Genomic DNA, 17,582 nt, shown 5'->3' on the forward strand with positions numbered 1-17,582 from the left:
ATGGATCATTCAGAGACTGCTTAATCTAAACGCGTTTTATCCAATCACCACACCTCAACACCTCTCCCCCCCCCCCTCAACACCCAGCTATGATTATTTTCAAAAGCCATCCTACAATATACTAACCAAATAAAGAGCCGATTAACTCTTATTTAAATTGGATACAGGTATAATTCGCAAAATTTAATCCTAAAAGGATGTTATATGCTAACTATCGTTCATATTAGTTTTGGATTCAGTGCGTTGATTCTAGGTTTGTTCGTATTATTTATGAAAAAAGGGTCTGTGGTACATCGCTCATTAGGTTTAATGTACTTCGTCTCAATTATTATTTTAAATATAACGTCGTTTTCCATCACAACTAACACGGGCAGTTTGGGGGTTTTTCATCTGCTGGCAATATTAAATTTGGTCACTACCATTACCGCATTTTTTGCCATTTTATATGGATCATTTCGTTTACATTATTATTTAATGGTCTGGTCTTATGTTGGGTTATTATCCGCCACAATTAACCAAATTTTTGCAAGTGTGCCCGCAGCTGCTGCATTATTGGAATCCTTTCCACTGATTAACCTCGGTGTGATTATGTCCATGTTTTTAGCCACGTTTATAATATTACCTATGCTCGAAGACAAGATGGTAAATAAATACAAACCCGACTAAATACAAACCCAACTAAGTACAAACCTAACTAGGTACAAACCCGACTAACACTTTACAATGCGTCTTTTAAATATTTCGCTTCTATTTTTCTTCGACCAGAATATGCATCACCAAAATTTTCTAAATTCTTAATTGCAGAGGTCCAATCTAAAGCAGTGACCTGTTTCCAAAAGTTGGGGGTTTTTGCACTTAATGTTCCGTACTGAAACGCAACTGACGCCACAACTGTGCGACATGCAACAGGCAGGTCACTAAAAGGAGTATCACAATCTTATTCCATTGTTTTTCCAATCGAGACACACTGGTTTTATGGGCGTATTCATTAATAATATTTGCTTGATCATTACTGACTATTAATGGATTTTTAGCTAAAAAATTTGCTGCATCGTGTTTTGTTTTACCGCAATAAATACACAGTTTTTTGGCCAGTAGTGTATCAAACGCTTACTCTATTTCTTTTTGATCGCGTTGCCCAATATCAAATCCAGATGCAATCGACACACCGGACTTACTTGTATCTGGATTTGGCACATAGCCTTTTAACTCAAAACCTTCAAGCTGTTTAATAAAATTAAAATCAATCATTTTGCCTCCTTCATTCTTCTAAATTTTGCAATGACTCTAATTGTTGATCCATCACCGCTTGGCGCTCATCAATTAAGTCACGTAAAAATGTATTTTGAGATTTTAATTGTTCAATATACTGCGCAACCAATAGCACGCGGAAGAAAAAGAAACATCAAATTTAAAAAAGTATAATCGTTAAAAATTAATGAAGCTGCATATATCCTGATTGACTCGTTTTTTTCCAAGAGCATTTAATTTAGAGGGATTATTTTCAAAATAGGAACATAATATTGATAGTTTATTATAAATCAGAGACGAACTTTTTAAAGACTGATAAACCGATTGGTCATTTGAATTAATCAATATTAATGTTGAACTAAGTGTCATTTGTTTATCGCTAAATGAAATATCGTTCCAAAAAGAAAATCCAATTAAAATCACATTTTCATGCACAGATTTTGCAAACGAACCATTACTTAAACCTTGTTTTAAAGCATCAAACGCAGCTTGAGTATCCTGCTTAATAAATGCCAAGCTATATGCATAATCACCATATGCATTTGGCCATTTAGGCCTCATATCAATCGCTTGTTGATACAATAAAATTAATTGATCTGCTTCAGGAGTATAGACCTGATAATACCAGCCTAATTCTTGAATTTTAGCGAAATTCAATAAATAATGCGCATTGTTAGAATCCATTAAATAGGCACGTTGCGCTGCATCAAACGCATCATCAAATCCAGATTGACTAAAACTGTCCTGATCTTTTATCCACTTTGCTATGTAATATTGAGACTTAAAATAAAAAGCATTGGCCATTCCAAATTGATATACCTTAGGAATCAAATATAAGAAAATCAACATAAAAAAAACAATGACAATCTGATTCAACCAAGACTTTGTTTTATTATTCTTTTCAGACATGAAACAAACTCTCAGTAATTAATTTTGGCGTATTAATCGTCAAATCATTCGCAACATTAATGCCCGCTATTTGTGTGACTCTTGCAAATGCTTCATCAAGTTTTGGTGCGCGCTTTAGCATGTTATGACAATCAGAAGCCATAATATTAAACACACCTTCTTTTAACCAACGCTCGCTAATAACCTGCGCATTCTCGCCCATATCACCTAAAAATGCTGCACCGGTGACTTGAAACAAACAGCCTAGTTTTTTAAATTCTTGAATTTTTTCAGGGTGTTTACGCAACGTTTTATTTCTTTCAGGGTGCGCTATCATTGATTTAATATTTTGTTTGGCAAGCCATGAAATTAATTTTTCGGTACCAGCTGGAATATGATCATTAGGTAACTCTAATAACAACACATCAGAACCATCATATTGCCCTAAAAAAGGCAGCGCTTTTTGTTGCGCTAAAATCATAATTTCAGGACAGATATGCACTTCTGCTGCAGATTTTAAAATAATAGGAAGGTTTTGATCTAGAATATGACGCTGCACAATTTCAAAAGCAGCATTTATGCTTTTTATTGAATTTTCAAATCGACCGAATCGAATATGCGGAGTGGCAACCATATGGGTCACACCCTGCTCTATACTTAACGTTAATAAATTATGTGTGTCTTCTAATGTTGATGCACCATCATCAATGCCAGGTAAAATATGACAGTGCAAATCAAACATAATTAACTCTTTTTATCTTTGTATTCAGAATACTGATAATAGCCATAATCTTCAGATGCATTTTTAGTATTAAATTGATTCAACACCACACCTAATAATTTCCCATGAGACTGAGTAATTTGTGCACTTGTGCGTTTAATGGCATTGGTGTTTGTGGCATCGGCTTTTACAACTAAAATCGTAGCGTCACACATTGGCGCTAGTACCAATGCGTCACTTACTGCATGAATCGGTGGCGTATCCAAAATAATTTTATCATAAGTTGTTTTTAACGTTTCTAATAACGTTTTAAACTTTTCAGATGATAATAACTCAAGTGGATTCAAAGGTATTGATCCAGCTGGTAACACATCCACATTACCTTTTAAATTTGTACAAATACAATCTTCCAACGCATCGCTGCCGGCTAAATAATTAGACAGCCCATTTTGATATGCAGGTAAATCAAAACGTTTTGCAATTTTTGGTTTACGTAAATCACAATCAACAATCAATACTTTTTCCATAGATGCAAACGAATACGCTAAGTTCATCGACGTCGAACTTTTACCTTCACTTGGCACCGAAGAGGTGACTTCTAATATTTTAATTGGCTTATCAATGGCTAATAATGAAATAGAGGTGCGAATCGATCGAATCGCTTCAGCATAGAGTTTTTCAGCTTCGTTGAAAAATAAATTAGCCAACTGAGTGTCTGTTAATTTTTTAGGAATTTTAGGAATAAATCCTAACATACGTAATGCTAAGTTGTTTTCAACATCATCACGAGACTTAATTGTATCGTTTAATGCATCAAGTAATAACGCTAACATCACACAAAAACCAAGCGATCCGACAAACGCCATTAACACCAATAATTTTTTATTCGGTTTAACAGGATAATTAGAGCGAATCGCATAATCGGTAAATCGTGCTACTTGAGAATCAAAATCAAAGGTGATATCCATTTCTTTTTGGCGCGATAAGAAATTACCATATAACTGACGATTGGTTTCCACTTCACGTTCAATTTGACGATATTGCGAAGTTAAATTATTAATCTTAGAAAAATTCGCTTTGGCTTTATCAAACTCTTCTTGTAAAACGGTTAAATTAATTTTGGCTGCTTGCGCTTCTTTTTCAATCCCTTCAATTTGTTTAACAATTTGTGAAGTGAAATTTAATCGCACAGACTCTAACTGTGCTTTTGCAATAATATATGTAGGGTGTTTGGGGCCATAAATTTGGCTTAATTCACTAAATTCTTTCTCAGCAATCAACACTTCTTTTTTAGCATTTTGGAACGCAGGATGATTAGAAATAGCAGGTAAACTTTCTAACAAATCAAAATTATCCGATCCATATTGCTCTACAATTTTTAATAAACTATCGGCTTTAATTTTAATGGCACTTGATAATGCAATTTCATCTTTAAGTTTTTGTAATTCTTTAGACTCAAGTGTTGCTATGCCTTCAATATCAATAAGGTCGTGTTTTTTTCTAAAGGCATCTAATTTTTTTTCAGATTCCGTTAAGGTTTGCTCTAACTCAATTAACTGCCCACCGACCCAGGTGCTCGCTTTGGAAGTAATGCCTAATTTTGCCTCTAACTGCGATTTTATATAAGCATTACCCACTGCATTGGCAACATCTCGAGCAAGTTCAGGGTCTTGTGAATTAAAACTAACTTTTACTAACTGAGTTTTACGAACTGGGCTAATAGAAATATTTGCAGCAAAATTAGACACTTGAATTTGATGTTGAGCTTCAATTGATTCAGACGTTTGCTCGATCGTTTCTTGAGGCAAAAATGGGATCAGATTTTTAACTTTTTGTTTTAATGACACTTTGTCAGATTGCTCCAACGTATCTGCAATATTTAATTCGTTAAATACACGCTCAGCAATATTACGTGATTTTAAAATTTCAAACTGTGTTAATAAATATTCAGAATTATTTGAGTTTAATCCATACACTTCATCAATCTGTATTGCTTTGGTTTGTTGAGACTCAATTAATAATGTCGCCGTTGAACGATACTCTGGCGTCATATTCATTGCGGCATACGCTGCAATAATTGTCACTAAAAATGAGACAATTAAAATGCGCCATTTCACTTTATAAACAGTTAGAAATGTTTTTTTTAAATCGATCACTTGTTCTTGCGATTGAGAATCTTTGTTGTGTTCAGAAGACAGCATAGGTTAGAAAAATCTCTGATTAATAATGATCGTGTCGCCAGCACGTATAGGTGTATCAAACGACCCAGCTTGAATAGCCGTCACTTTTGACTCACGGGTGATGAATATTTTTTCTTTGGAACCGCGCTCAGTTAAACCACCTGCCAACGCAATCGCCTGACTTAATGTCATACCCGGTTGATAAGCGTAACCACCAGCTCGATTTACTTGACCATGAATATAAAATGGACGGTACTCAACTACACCAACAAACACATTAGGCTCGACTATATAATCACCTTTTAGGCCGTTATAAATTAACGCTTCAGTTTGTTCTACAGTTAACCCCTGCACAATTAAAGATCCTAAAAATGGATAATTAATGGTCCCGCTATCATTAAGTTGCGTCTCTAAAGTTAAATCATCTTGACCAAAAATCTTAATAATAATTTTATCGCCCTGGCCTAATTTATAACCCAAGTTGGCAGTTTCATTGTCCTGAGAAAAACAAAGCCCAGCAAAAATGCTGAGCCCTGTTAAAATAATTAATCGTAATGCCTGCATTACAACATAACATCCAAACCGATATTCACTAATGTGTCATCAGAATCAAGTACGTTAAGTTCAGAATCTACATGGGTCAATTCAAGTCCAAATGTTAAATCCAATTTTGGCTGCGTGGTTGCAAAACTATAAACTCCGCCCAAATTCAAAACCGTCGTATTATCAACACGATCAATGCCTTCATAATTTTCTAAAGTATGATTTAAAGCAGCACTTGAGCTTAAAACTGAGCTCCACTGGTGGGACCAATTTGCACCAAATGTTGATTCAGTAATAAAGTCTTCAACACCACTTGCATCATTTACAACAAAACCTGTGGTAAAAGCAAACGTTGAATAACTTCTTGGCGCCCAATCTACATTAGCATTCCAAGAAAACCCACTGAAGTCTTCTTTTGCAGAATTAGCAAAATCTTTTTGCGCCAAACCAATACGCACTTCACCAGACAAAAGCTCTGACGCAACAAACTGCACACCTACTTTTGCAGTAGAAGTTAAGCTATCTTGATCGCCAGTTGGATTCGTTTTTTTATAATCCGAATTTTCAAAGGTTAATTCAGCAATATAAGTGGTTTGAGCATCTTGATCGTAATAATACTCAACACCTAAACCCGCCGTGGTTAACTCTAAAAATTCTGCTTCATCTTCAAAGTTTGTGTAAGTTTTATCAGCAACATTAAATAAAGCACGAACACGACTGATGTTATTACTTAGATTGTATTGGTAAAAACCACCCACCGCAGGGGTAATAAAACGTGTTAAGTCACCATCCACTTCAGCAGACAACGTCGCTTCGTGACCAAATTCAATATCAATGGTCGTTTGTAAAAAGCTATTCGCTGAAAACTCAATATTCGCTTCGCCGCCTAAATTAAAATCCACAAAATTATCGTTTTCATCTTCAGAGTACACACCAATTTCTAAATCCGTTGTACCTAAATATTGATTCGCACCATCTAAAAGTTCAGCAGTTAAAGACGGTGTTAATGAAGTGTATAACTCTTCATCACGAGTTGCTGCGTCATTTTTTGCAGTAATATTTAACAGTGGCGTTAAATCAATGCCCGATTCTGTATTGATACTACCAGGCGTTTGTGCCGCAAAGGTAGCAGTTGAAAGTGCTGAACAAAGCCCTAAAACAATGAACGATTTCTTATTGGTGTGTTTCATTTTATTTACCTTCTAAGCGTTTAATTAATATGCGTTTTTATTCACAAACCCTTTAAATAGAGTCAAGAATACAATTTTGATATCTAATACAAGGGACCAATGACGGATATATTCCAAATCATACTTCACTCGCATTTCCATTTTTTCTAATGTGTCAGTTTCGCCGCGCCAACCATTGACCTGAGCAAGCCCAGTAATTCCTGGTCTTACTTTATGACGTAACATATAAAAGTTTACAATTTTTCGATATTCTTCATTGTGCGATACCGCATGAGGCCTTGGGCCCACTACCGACATATCACCTAACAAGACATTAAAAAATTGAGGTAATTCATCAAGGGAGGTTTTACGTAAAAAAGCGCCTACTTTTGTAATACGCGCATCACCTTTAGTGGCTTGTTTCATTTCGGCGCCGTTATCCATGACAGTCATAGATCTAAATTTATACACGCCAATTTGTTTGCCATCTAACCCATAACGATTTTGCTTAAATAGCACAGGCCCTTTTGAGCTTAATTTTACCGCAATTGCGATCATCATTAATATAGGAGAAATAAATAAAATCACACATGCTGAAAATAATAAATCAAATGTACGCTTATAATATTCCTTAATGCCTTTAGTCGGGGACTCAAACACACTGACCGTATCTACATCGCCCACACTACCAATACGCGCGTGCATCAAATTATTTAATAAGAAGTCAGGCACAATTAATACATCACAGGTAGTATCGCCTAACTTAGCAATAATTTGCGCGATGCGTTCTTCCGCCTTAAGTGGCAAACAAATATACAGTTTTGCAATTTTACCTTTACGCGCAAGAGCAATCGCGTCTTCAAAATTACCCAATATTTTGTCCGCTTCGTTTTCTAAAGCATTAGGATTAGTGGCTCCCAAATAACGATCATGGGTGCGCGCATCAAAAAACCCCAAACAATTAAAACCCAATTCATTATTGATTTGCATTTGACGGTATAAATCACGTCCGCTGTTGGTTAATCCGATAATAGCCACGTCTTGCAAACTTAAACCGCGTAATCGGCGCCATACTTTGATTTGACGAGCAGCAATGCGCCAAGAAGCCAGAAATCCCCAAGACAAAGTAAACCAAGACAAAATAATTGCGCGAGAAAAAATCTGACCTTCTTTTAAAATAAACAACAACGTCGCGATCACCAAAAATGTCAAAAATATTGTAAAAGTTAACAGCCAAAGCATTTTTGAAAAACGGCCAATGCGCCAAGAGCGATAGAGCTGAAGGGATTCAGCAAGATAGGTATAAACAAAAAGAGTACTAATCATTAACAAAGCATAATCTTTAGTTAATACCTGATCAGTAACAAATAAAATAGAAAAGAAACAAGCAACCAGAATTAAAGCATCAATAAGGCGATATAAAACAGCGGCGCCACCATCAAAGCTGAATGTAGATTTAAGAAACATTTTGAAATCCTATTGCAAGTAAATGACAGAAAATTGATAAACACGTTCTAGTTCACGTCAAAAACCAGACTTATGCCGCAGATTCTATCATTTGAAGTCGGTAATGCAATACAAAACATAACATTGGCACGATTTTAATGTTCATTTTTGTAAACAACAGTGAACACAGATATTCCGTGGCCTATGCGTCATTTTTTTCTCAAAAAAACGAACAGTGTTAGAGTGTTAAAAAGCGGTTTTTGATCAAAAATAATACAACAACAAAAACGTCAATAAAATGCGTTACAAATCAATAACATACAACAAAAAGAAAAAATTATGTCACGCAACAACAAAAGAATTAAACATATCCTGATCATTTTAATTAAAGGAAAAGTTAAGTGAGCGCTTATTTTGTTAACAAGTAAGGATTTAATGCGAGGATCTTATTTGCAAAAAAATAGGAAGGACAGGAAGTGGATATTAAAGCAGTGTCCGAAACAAATTGCCGATCGTGACATGGGTTATCACTTTTTAAAGCACCACTTTTTAAATCATCACTTTTTAAAGCAAAGCAGGAGTATATTGCTAAGGACACGCAAGCTTTGCTATGACAACACTTAATCTTTAATTCAATTATACAAACAAAACATTTTGTGTTTCCCAGTAACTATCACAGCAAGCAGCTGACTTCGAAAATTGACAACTCTGCACATATTTTAGAACTTTATTTTATTTTATTTTATTTTATTTTTTTGATTCACAATTCAGTATGTCTTGATAGCTGTTGTTGGTACCTTTTTGAGTTGAGTTTAATTAAACACAAACTTACAAAATATTTATTTAAAATCATCATGCTAGATCCTCGATTAGAAAACGGCCTCGGATCGTAATTTAAAAGCTGATTTCGCAACTATCTAAGTTAAGTTTCACTTTATTTTTATAAAAAATAAATCACTAACAAACCGCTAGTAATAGTTAGTGCTGAGATAATCACATTCATTTTTTTGTTAATAAATCGATTTAAACCAATAAAAGTAACAATACCTAAAATATGGATAAGGATCGAGCAGGTGGCAAACCCTAATATGAAAAATTGAGGCTTAAGAAAATATGGCATTTCTTCGCCATGGGCAAATCCATGAGCAATGCCAAATATGCCAACACTTAAATAAACGACACTTAAATAAACAGGATGCGTTTTAAGCTTGGAATTATTCATTAATATAAATACTCCCAAAGCAATAATGGAAATTCTAATGATCCACTCTGTTGGCATTTCAAACAAAAGTATTAATCCAAAATATCCTCCAATGATCATCGACATTACAAAAACAGCAGGAATTAAAATAATGGATTTTTTTGCAATTAACGCACTTAAATATCCCACAGCAAACATAGCAATTAAATGATCGACGCCAAATATGGGATGTAAAAACCCACTTATGAAACCTGTTTTGGTTGTATCAGCTGAGTGGGCAAACAACAATGAAGGGAATAAAAATAAACACACACCCACAGAAATTTTAAAAAAGTTTGTAAAGTAATAGGGATTTAAAATCATAATTTGTCTACTTAGAAAAAAATTAATAGAAATATTAGCGGATTTTTAAGTATAAAAAATACTCGCCGCGTAAATAAAGATCGCTATTTTTGGGATAAGTGTCACCCAGCTCTCAAAAAAGGATGTTCAAACAAAATAACACTTTACTGATTTTTTGTATTAAAACATAATATTTATATAACAAATAAGATACAAATCATAATTTGCTTTATTTGCATTAATACACTGTGCGTGAATTTTTATTCATCATTTAAAGCGGTATGGCTTCTTTTAATTATCAAACTTTAGAGAAATGACAATGAAAATTCAGGCCCTTCTTGCTACGCCGATTATGTTTGCAGCGGTAGCAACCAGTTGTATTCAATCCTCGCCTACTACTGTGGACAACACATCTACTCAATCTAATATTGATGTGGTTAGTACATCAACCCAAACTGACACAGTGCAAACCACTCAGACGCAGTCGGACACACAAAGCGAGACTGCTACGGTAACAAATACCCAGTCAAATACCGATACTCAAACCACTCCAAATGATACTGCAACACAAACCACTGAGGACAATACAAACTCAGAGACTACAAACTCACAAACTGCGACAGCTACCGTTACTCAAACAGAAACTACTAATACTGATGTAGGCACTGTTACTGAGTCTCAAACACAGACACAGACACAGACAGATGTTGTGGTTGATGATTTTGTTGCAGTTAGTGTATTAGATGAAAGTAATTTATATGCGTGTTTTTATGATCATTTAATTGAGGATGCGAGTGTCCATGGACGTGATGCGTTAAATAGCCCCAATGAAATGGGAGCAAGCTTTACATGGCAGGTTGAGTTAGAGGATGTGGATTCTATTAAAGTAGAAGTTGTGTACGCCAATGGCTCTACTGAAGCCAGACCAGGTTTAATTAACTTTGCAGGGCTTTCTGCGTCGCTTAATTTTGATCCAGTTACTGGTAGCTCGACTGATTTATGGGCAAACTGGACAGCACAAACCGTTGAATTTAACCAATCAATGGATTCAGGGGTGTATGCATTTACTATCACTGGACTAGGTGATCTTGGACTGCCTAATATTGATCAAATTATTTTATCCACAAATAATGGGCATGCCGTTATTAGCCAAACGGGTTTGGTGTGTGAATACGCTTATTGTCTGGATGAACCTGCCGCTGGAAATGATTACAGCCTAATTAATGCTCAAACGGGTTTAAGTTGGGACGTTGCAAGTGTCTCCACAGCAGTAGGTGCCAACATTGTTTCTTATGATTTTGTTGATGGTGCCAATCAAAAATTTAATGTGGAAGTAGACGGTCAAATTTATCAATTTAAAGCAACGCACAGTAACTTACCTGTTGGCGTGCGTGATGACAGTAAAATCAACGCTGCACAGTTAGAGCAGTCTGATGACAGTTATGGATTTTATATTCAACGTGATCATGCAAATCAGCCTTATCGACTAATCGCTGCGCACAGTGGTAAAACAGTTGGAATTGCTTCAACAGATTCTGTTGCTGCGGTTTTACAACAAACAGAAGCGCAAACTCAAACTCAACGTTGGTTTTTTAATCCAGTGGGTGGGGGTTGCAATGTGGGTGTGAATTCCCTTGAATTAGCAGACGTGCAAATTAATTCAGCCGTGCCTGCATTAGTGCCTGTTGTGTATACTTATGTCGATCCTGCGAATCATTCCTGCGCCGATTTACCACAAAGTGGTATGTACTATCACATTGAAAACGCATCGACTCAAAAGTCATTTGACATTCCTGCGGCAGGTTCAACGATTGGTACTGGCATTCAATTATGGGGTTATGGCAGTGGTGATCATCAAACGTTCTTATTTGAAGAAGTGGGCGATAACGAATGGGTGATTTCACCTAAACATGCTCAACTCAATTTAGGTATAACAGGTACATCAAGTGATCAATATGCTTATGCAGAGTTAAACAATACAATGACTCGCTGGGTTGTAAAACAAAATGATACGGGCGGCCCATCAAAATTAGTGGCGAAGCATTCTGGTTTTGTTTTAACTTCAGATGGTGGCGATAATGGCGCACCTATTTATCAAGCCTTAGATGTAGATTCAAATGCACAGCGTTGGTTTTTTAACCCAGCATTTACTAACTGTAATACTGTAGGTACCAATAAACCGGCTCAATACGATTTACCCAATGATCCAAATGCTGCCACTTCAGAAAAAATGGGCATGGCATTTATTTCAGGAAATGATGGATTAAGTACAACAACCGGTGGCGCAGGTGGGCAAACTGTGACGGTTACAAGCTGTAGTGATTTAGTGAATTATGCAAAAAGCTCAAGCGCCTATGTGATTCAAATTCCTGCAAATACTTCCATAGATTGTCGCACATCTGCGCGTGCTTTAAATGCATGTCGAGTACAGTGCCCATCGTATAACCAGCCTGAAAAAAGCTATTTACGAGTTCCTGTTGGAGATCAAGTTTGTACGGAGTTGGGCTCATCAAATAACAACCTAGAACAAACTAGTCAAAACGAAACCCGCATAAATGTGGCGTCTAATAAAACCATTATTGGATTGGGAAATTCTAAAATTTACGGCGCATCATTTAACGTATCAAACCAAAAAAATGTAATCTTTAAAAACTTTGCAATAGAAGATATCAATCCTCATTTGGTTGAAGCTGGCGACGGCATAACAGCAAATGATTCGTCCCATGTTTGGATTGACCATGTTAGTTTTAAATTGATCAGCGATGGACATGTGGATATGAATGGTTCGCGAAATATTACATTAAGCTGGAATGAGTTTGATGGCTACAACACCTTTATTTGTGGTGATCAGCATCACTATACAAATTTAGTGCAAAACACCCATGCAACGTTCCATAATAATTTTTATAACCAAACATCAGGGCGTAATCCAAAAATAACAGGCAGCGAGGCTCGTGCGCATTTGTTTAATAATTACTGGTACAACATTACTTATTTTGCAGCAGGCGTATCAAAAGGTGCACAGGCCAAAATGGAAAATAATTACTTTGACAATACTCGTCACCCACATTGGTTAGAAGATACAGGCCAAGGCAGTGCAATGGATGCAGGTAATCCTTCAACCAACGTATATACTGGTATTTCAGCTAACGCAGCCAGTCAAGACGGCGCAAGTGCCGTGCATACAGGTGATAACGTACTAAGCGGAATTGACCTTGGTTTTTATATGTTGCAACCTGCGGCAAATTTAAACAGCACCATTATTTCTGGAGCGGGTGCACAATAAAAAAGTTAAGTAAATTTTAATTGCTTAGGATATTTAAAAATAAAGGGCTGATTAGCCCTTTTTTTTGCAAGTAAAAGTGGGGCTGCTTTGGTTTTGGGCCCTGTCGTCATCGGCAATTGCTCCTGCATTGCTCTACTTAACGACATCCCTGTCGTCACCTTACTTTGGAGATCCAGCGGCTTAAATTCGTGCCACTATTAATAACAACCTCAACGGATTATGACTAACATCAATTCACCCCTACATCACGCACCCGTAAAAATCGTGCAAACCTCGGCAAGCCATTTTTTGTCAACCCATTATATTGATAAGTAATCACTTCACCCAGTTCAGGTGGATTCGCACGTTGACTCATATTAAACCCAGTGCCTATTTTAAATTCACGACCATTACTGTCTTTCACAATTAGCGCGCCCATTAATCCTACAAACTTACCTTTGCCTTTTGTCAACCCAACCACCGTTGCCTCAGCATCCATTAACGGTTTACGCTTAATTAAATCACTACTTCTAGCATTTTGATATTCACTTTGGCCATTTATTAACATGATGCCTTCGGCTTGTTTGGCAATTTTTAATTCGTAATATTCATTAAGCTGTTCAGCGGACGTAATCAATTGATGTCCTGCACTTTTAAATTGTTTGTGATTTACTAATTTAACGACATGTTCAAAATACTGTTTACGCGCAATAAAATCACCTTCTATTTTAGGTGCATCAAATACAATAAACAAAACCTGTTGCCAACGTTTATCCTCTGGGTTTTGGCTACGCACCAAACCTGACAGTTCATCAAATTGATTACGCCCCAGCCACAACTCACCTTCTAATGTACAAGATTCAGAACAAGCACTAAATGATTCTTTGAGCCAGTTAGGCATTTGAATAATTGAACCGCTTCGGGTTTTGAGTTGTTTGCCATCAAATATCGCGCGCACGCCATCGTACTTTTCACTCATATAATATTCAGTTTGTGCCCAGTCTTGATTGAGGACAAAATCAACAGACACATCTTGCCAACTTTTAGCCAGCATAATGGCATCCGCACGTGAAAAAGTAGATAGTGAAATTAATGTAATAAATATAATAGCAATGATAAATTCATTCATGTTTGTTTCCTTAAACATATTGAAAATTTAAACATAGATGCTGTTTTTAGATTTGTAAAATAAATTAACCAAATAGTTAAAATTAAAATATAGCATTGACTATCACAACCAATTTTAATCAAAAAAAATCATATAACAAAAAGTTAAAACCAACCTAGACATCCAAATTTAACAATCAAAGACTTACACAGTTTAAACCAACACACCTGGATCTCCAGCGATCCAGTTTCTGAAGAGGACGGGATTAAAATCATTCATAGAAAATAGCACTCATACTTTAATTAACACAATAAATCTGGTTACTTAGGATCAAAAAAACGAACATCATTCCAAGCCCAACCACCAGGAGCTTCGTTCCACCCCATGTAACTATGACTACGTAATTCATAGGTTTTTTCACAGGCTTTTCTACCACTTAAATTTTCATATAAAATATAAAATATAAAATATAAAATATAAAATATAAAAATCATCTTGATTAAATTCATTATTATTCCAAGCTTTTTGTAACGTTTCATTATGATGCGTCCCTTCTGACAAACTTTTAAAAAGGGTAATTTTTAAATCCTCTAACGTATTCGTCATATCTATCAACCCTTCATCCAAAGGGCTGCCTATTGGCGCTATGTGATAAATATAATAACCAAATCTAGGCATTTTCTCGAATGCACGTTGCTTTGCGTCTTCTTGTCCTTGTTTTATTTTGGCTATTTTTTCTTCAAGGGTTAATCGCTTAGGTGCTGGATATTTATAATAAAAAATAATCAATAAAATAGTAAATAGGATTAAAATAATTGTATAAATAGACATAATCAAACTCATCAACATTAAGCCAACCATTATTACAGAATAATCAGATGGTTTCTTTGAAAATTAAGCTAATTTTTAACTGAAAAGTCTTAACTGAGACACGAATTTTAATCAAAAATAAGGACAAATCTATTTTATATCGTCGAAGACATTCGATAATCAGCGTGTTTTGATACCAATTCAATCCATGTTAAGTTACGCCCTCAATTCCATTTAATGAGGAAATACACAATGACTAAAAACCGAAAACTAGCGATTTCATCGGCTATTGTACTTGGCATGACATTAACAAATTCAACAATAAGTTCAGCCAAACCTAAGTTAATATTGGAGCAATGTTACGGCGTAGCCAAAGCTGGTCATAACGATTGCGGAGCGGGTCCAAGCACGAGTTGCGCTGGAACTTCCACAATAGACAATCATAAGGACTCATGGCTTTTAGTACCTAGAGGTACTTGTTTGAAATTGACAGGCGGCAGTTTGACTTCATCAATAAAAAAGACACCTAATTAAAAAGGCTATGTTTTAAATTGTTGTGGCAGGATGCAAAATCATAATGCTGATCTAAGCTGAGATTTATACACCCACAATGACATAGCCTATGAATCCACAGCATTTTCAAAACATACTTAAGCAGGTAAGCAAGCTCGATCCTGTTCAAAAACAAACTCTATCCACCGCTTTAGCTGCACAAGAAAATCCCATTCTTGCGCGGCTGTCCAAAGAAGTAATTACCCACTCAAAATGCATTCATTGTCAAAGTAACCGCTTGCGAAAATACGGTTTTAGTAATGGCAGGCAGCGATTTTTTTGCAACGAATGTCGCAAAAGTTTTGTGTGTACTCGAGGCAGCGCTTATTTTTATCAGCACAAACCTGAGCTTTGGCAAAAATATTTAGAGCACATGCTTGACCAAGATAGCATTCGGCGTTGCGCAAAAGATTTAAATATTTGTGTGACTACCTCTTTTAATTGGCGTCACCGTTTTATGAATGCTACTCAAAACACCTATGAATCAAGGCTTGAAGGTATTATTGAAGCAGATGAAACGTATTTTCGAGAATCTAAAAAAGGCGAGCGAAACTTAAATCGACCTGCAAGACAACGAGGATCTAAAGCATCCACCCCTGGCATTAATCAGCACGATTGGGTGGCAGTGTTAACCGCTAAAGATCGAAATCATCATGAATTTGATCAAATATTAACCCATGTAAATGGCGCTGAAATCAATCAATGTTTAGGCTGCAAAATTGCCGACGAATCTGTTTTATGTACCGATGGGCAGCCGGCTTATAATCAAATTTGCAAAGAACATCATTTGCATCATGTGGTGATAGCCAACAATCAAACGCAGCAAAGTTTGTATCATATTCAAAATATCAATAATTATCACAGTCAGTTAAAGCGTTGGTATTTGAAGATGCATGGAGTGGCCAGTAAGTATTTAGCGAAGTATTTGGGTTGGTTTAGAATGCTGGACTGGCACAAATATCAGACCTTTTCTAGCGACATTAAGAGCGAAAGCGAAAAACTGTTTGAATTCAAACTGTTACAGGTGCAGCAACATAAATTTGAAACATAGCCATTTAAAAACCCATGAAGCCGGAGTAAATTAAATCACCCACTCCAGTTTTTGGATTATCAACTCATAGATTGCCATTTATCTTCACTGGGTATGAATTAATAGATTTATGCATGTATAAATGTATTTAAGTGCTAAAACAAAGTGGTGTATTTTTGCCATAGTGCAACAACCGAGGGAATAAACAAAAAAGTGAGTGGTGGGTCTCCTTTACTTCCAGCTTCATTAAAAATCTAAAACGAGGGCAAGCACTCGCCCACATTAAAAAATTTATGAAGATACTTTTTATAGGAAACATTATCTGTATTTTTGTGAGAAGAGGAATTTAATAAACTCACAAACAAACAATACTATAAACACCATCTTCCATTTCATTAAAAAAACCAGCATGAACTGAATCTTTTACTAATATATCATTTAAGTTATTTTTTAATACTAAGCAAAAAGATTGGTTATCTAAGTTTAATTCACTTATTTCAACAGCATCAAAGTCAAAATAATGCAAAGTGCTTGGGTAAGCCGCTTTAAAGAAACTTTCTTTAATTGAATATATTAGGGTAAATATTTTTTGTGTTTGTAGTTTTGGGTGCTGTTTTAAAATAAAAAAATCATTAGCGAAAATTATTTGATTTTGTATATTTGCAATAATTTGTGGATCAATGAGTGGTTCAAGATCAACCCCTATTCCAATAAAATCAGATTGCATATTGGCAATACACATTGCTGTGTTATGAGTATGGGTTATAGAGCCAAGTATTAAATCTGGCCATATGGGAGCCCTTAGGGCGTCGGTTTTAATATCAAAATTATACACCCCTAAAACCTCTAGGGTTAATTTAGCTGCATATCGTCCTGCTAGATATTCTGCTTGGCGTTTTTTAACCGATTGTTGAATATGAGTGGGTAGCAATATTTTTAAAACATCAAATAATAATATTGAGTAGTTTTCAATATCATATTTAACTTTATAATGAACCAAATTTTTATGAGAATGATGTTTAATTAATTCAACATTTGTTATAAAAGCATTCGTCATTAAATTACCTTCAACCTTC

General features: G+C 35.6%; 15 protein-coding genes and 1 pseudogene. 4 read left to right on the top strand and 12 right to left on the bottom strand.

From position 1 onward, the window contains the following. Positions 1–204: 204 nt before the first annotated feature. Positions 205–666, top strand: coding sequence for a DUF2306 domain-containing protein (locus TYM08_RS17555; protein ID WP_422380449.1), 462 nt, complete (start codon positions 205–207; stop codon positions 664–666). Between the two features lie 52 nt (positions 667–718). Here the strand turns inward: TYM08_RS17555 and TYM08_RS17560 are convergent, their stop codons facing one another. The 9 genes and pseudogenes from TYM08_RS17560 to TYM08_RS17600 form a co-directional block, all read right to left on the bottom strand. Beyond that, a complete protein-coding gene (locus tag TYM08_RS17560) occupies positions 719–889 on the bottom strand; it encodes a pesticin C-terminus-like muramidase (protein WP_422380450.1) in 171 nt (56 codons plus the stop codon). Next, positions 856–1,251: pseudogene (locus TYM08_RS17565) on the bottom strand (pesticin C-terminus-like muramidase). The gene TYM08_RS17560 and the pseudogene TYM08_RS17565 overlap by 34 nt, the downstream one beginning before the upstream one ends. A 177-nt stretch (positions 1,252–1,428) precedes the next feature. Continuing rightward, complete coding sequence (locus tag TYM08_RS17570) at positions 1,429–2,160, bottom strand: hypothetical protein (protein WP_422380451.1); 732 nt, start codon at positions 2,158–2,160, stop codon at positions 1,429–1,431. Further along, positions 2,153–2,881, bottom strand: a complete 729-nt coding sequence (locus TYM08_RS17575) for a tyrosine-protein phosphatase (RefSeq protein ID WP_422380452.1) — start codon at positions 2,879–2,881, stop codon at positions 2,153–2,155. Before TYM08_RS17575 ends, TYM08_RS17570 begins: the two co-directional genes overlap by 8 nt. A gap of 2 nt (positions 2,882–2,883) precedes the next feature. After that, positions 2,884–5,061, bottom strand: a complete 2,178-nt coding sequence (locus TYM08_RS17580) for a GumC family protein (RefSeq protein WP_422380453.1) — start codon at positions 5,059–5,061, stop codon at positions 2,884–2,886. 3 nt (positions 5,062–5,064) lie between these two features. After that, positions 5,065–5,604, bottom strand: coding sequence for a polysaccharide biosynthesis/export family protein (locus TYM08_RS17585; RefSeq protein ID WP_422380454.1), 540 nt, complete (start codon positions 5,602–5,604; stop codon positions 5,065–5,067). Next, positions 5,604–6,773, bottom strand: a complete 1,170-nt coding sequence (locus tag TYM08_RS17590) for an outer membrane beta-barrel protein (protein ID WP_422380455.1) — start codon at positions 6,771–6,773, stop codon at positions 5,604–5,606. The genes TYM08_RS17585 and TYM08_RS17590 overlap by 1 nt, the downstream gene beginning before the upstream one ends. 24 nt (positions 6,774–6,797) lie before the next feature. Further along, a complete protein-coding gene (locus TYM08_RS17595; RefSeq protein WP_422380456.1) occupies positions 6,798–8,219 on the bottom strand; it encodes an undecaprenyl-phosphate glucose phosphotransferase in 1,422 nt (473 codons plus the stop codon). A gap of 919 nt (positions 8,220–9,138) precedes the next feature. Continuing rightward, entirely contained in the window at positions 9,139–9,762 is a 624-nt protein-coding gene (locus TYM08_RS17600) for a HupE/UreJ family protein (protein ID WP_422380457.1), read from the bottom strand. Between the two features lie 298 nt (positions 9,763–10,060). Here TYM08_RS17600 and TYM08_RS17605 point away from each other — a divergent pair, with 298 nt between their 5' ends. Then, positions 10,061–13,027, top strand: coding sequence for an RICIN domain-containing protein (locus tag TYM08_RS17605; protein ID WP_422380458.1), 2,967 nt, complete (start codon positions 10,061–10,063; stop codon positions 13,025–13,027). Between the two features lie 229 nt (positions 13,028–13,256). On the opposite strand, the gene TYM08_RS17610 is transcribed toward TYM08_RS17605, so the two are convergent. Together TYM08_RS17610 and TYM08_RS17615 are read right to left on the bottom strand one after the other, a co-directional pair. Continuing rightward, positions 13,257–14,135, bottom strand: coding sequence for a DNA ligase (locus tag TYM08_RS17610; RefSeq protein ID WP_422380459.1), 879 nt, complete (start codon positions 14,133–14,135; stop codon positions 13,257–13,259). Between the two features lie 423 nt (positions 14,136–14,558). Continuing rightward, a complete protein-coding gene (locus TYM08_RS17615; RefSeq protein WP_422380460.1) occupies positions 14,559–14,945 on the bottom strand; it encodes a hypothetical protein in 387 nt (128 codons plus the stop codon). 231 nt (positions 14,946–15,176) lie between these two features. Between TYM08_RS17615 and TYM08_RS17620 the strand changes: the two genes are divergently transcribed. Together TYM08_RS17620 and TYM08_RS17625 are read left to right on the top strand one after the other, a co-directional pair. Next, on the top strand, positions 15,177–15,458 hold the full coding sequence (locus TYM08_RS17620) for a DUF2282 domain-containing protein (RefSeq protein WP_422380461.1): 282 nt from the start codon (positions 15,177–15,179) through the stop codon (positions 15,456–15,458). Positions 15,459–15,546: 88 nt separating this feature from the next. Beyond that, positions 15,547–16,527, top strand: coding sequence for an IS1595 family transposase (locus TYM08_RS17625; RefSeq protein ID WP_422380462.1), 981 nt, complete (start codon positions 15,547–15,549; stop codon positions 16,525–16,527). A 334-nt stretch (positions 16,528–16,861) separates the two neighbouring features. On the opposite strand, the gene TYM08_RS17630 is transcribed toward TYM08_RS17625, so the two are convergent. Further along, positions 16,862–17,563, bottom strand: a complete 702-nt coding sequence (locus tag TYM08_RS17630; protein WP_422380463.1) for a 4'-phosphopantetheinyl transferase family protein — start codon at positions 17,561–17,563, stop codon at positions 16,862–16,864. Positions 17,564–17,582: the final 19 nt, after the last annotated feature.

Origin of the sequence: Marinicellulosiphila megalodicopiae, from assembly GCF_045862395.1 — a bacterium.
GTDB lineage: Bacteria > Pseudomonadota > Gammaproteobacteria > Pseudomonadales > Natronospirillaceae > Marinicellulosiphila > Marinicellulosiphila megalodicopiae.

What these genes read in the sequence shown, in the direction of transcription:
- TYM08_RS17620 (WP_422380461.1), top strand. Translation starts at nt 15,177, where the DNA reads ATGACTAAAAACCGAAAACTAGCGATTTCATCGGCTATTGTACTTGGC.
- TYM08_RS17615 (WP_422380460.1), bottom strand. Translation starts at nt 14,945, where the DNA reads ATGTCTATTTATACAATTATTTTAATCCTATTTACTATTTTATTGATT.
- TYM08_RS17570 (WP_422380451.1), bottom strand. Translation starts at nt 2,160, where the DNA reads ATGTCTGAAAAGAATAATAAAACAAAGTCTTGGTTGAATCAGATTGTC.
- TYM08_RS17555 (WP_422380449.1), top strand. Translation starts at nt 205, where the DNA reads ATGCTAACTATCGTTCATATTAGTTTTGGATTCAGTGCGTTGATTCTA.
- TYM08_RS17575 (WP_422380452.1), bottom strand. Translation starts at nt 2,881, where the DNA reads ATGTTTGATTTGCACTGTCATATTTTACCTGGCATTGATGATGGTGCA.
- TYM08_RS17595 (WP_422380456.1), bottom strand. Translation starts at nt 8,219, where the DNA reads ATGTTTCTTAAATCTACATTCAGCTTTGATGGTGGCGCCGCTGTTTTA.
- TYM08_RS17580 (WP_422380453.1), bottom strand. Translation starts at nt 5,061, where the DNA reads ATGCTGTCTTCTGAACACAACAAAGATTCTCAATCGCAAGAACAAGTG.
- TYM08_RS17630 (WP_422380463.1), bottom strand. Translation starts at nt 17,563, where the DNA reads ATGACGAATGCTTTTATAACAAATGTTGAATTAATTAAACATCATTCT.
- TYM08_RS17625 (WP_422380462.1), top strand. Translation starts at nt 15,547, where the DNA reads ATGAATCCACAGCATTTTCAAAACATACTTAAGCAGGTAAGCAAGCTC.
- TYM08_RS17605 (WP_422380458.1), top strand. Translation starts at nt 10,061, where the DNA reads ATGAAAATTCAGGCCCTTCTTGCTACGCCGATTATGTTTGCAGCGGTA.
- TYM08_RS17585 (WP_422380454.1), bottom strand. Translation starts at nt 5,604, where the DNA reads ATGCAGGCATTACGATTAATTATTTTAACAGGGCTCAGCATTTTTGCT.
- TYM08_RS17600 (WP_422380457.1), bottom strand. Translation starts at nt 9,762, where the DNA reads ATGATTTTAAATCCCTATTACTTTACAAACTTTTTTAAAATTTCTGTG.
- TYM08_RS17610 (WP_422380459.1), bottom strand. Translation starts at nt 14,135, where the DNA reads ATGAATGAATTTATCATTGCTATTATATTTATTACATTAATTTCACTA.
- TYM08_RS17590 (WP_422380455.1), bottom strand. Translation starts at nt 6,773, where the DNA reads ATGAAACACACCAATAAGAAATCGTTCATTGTTTTAGGGCTTTGTTCA.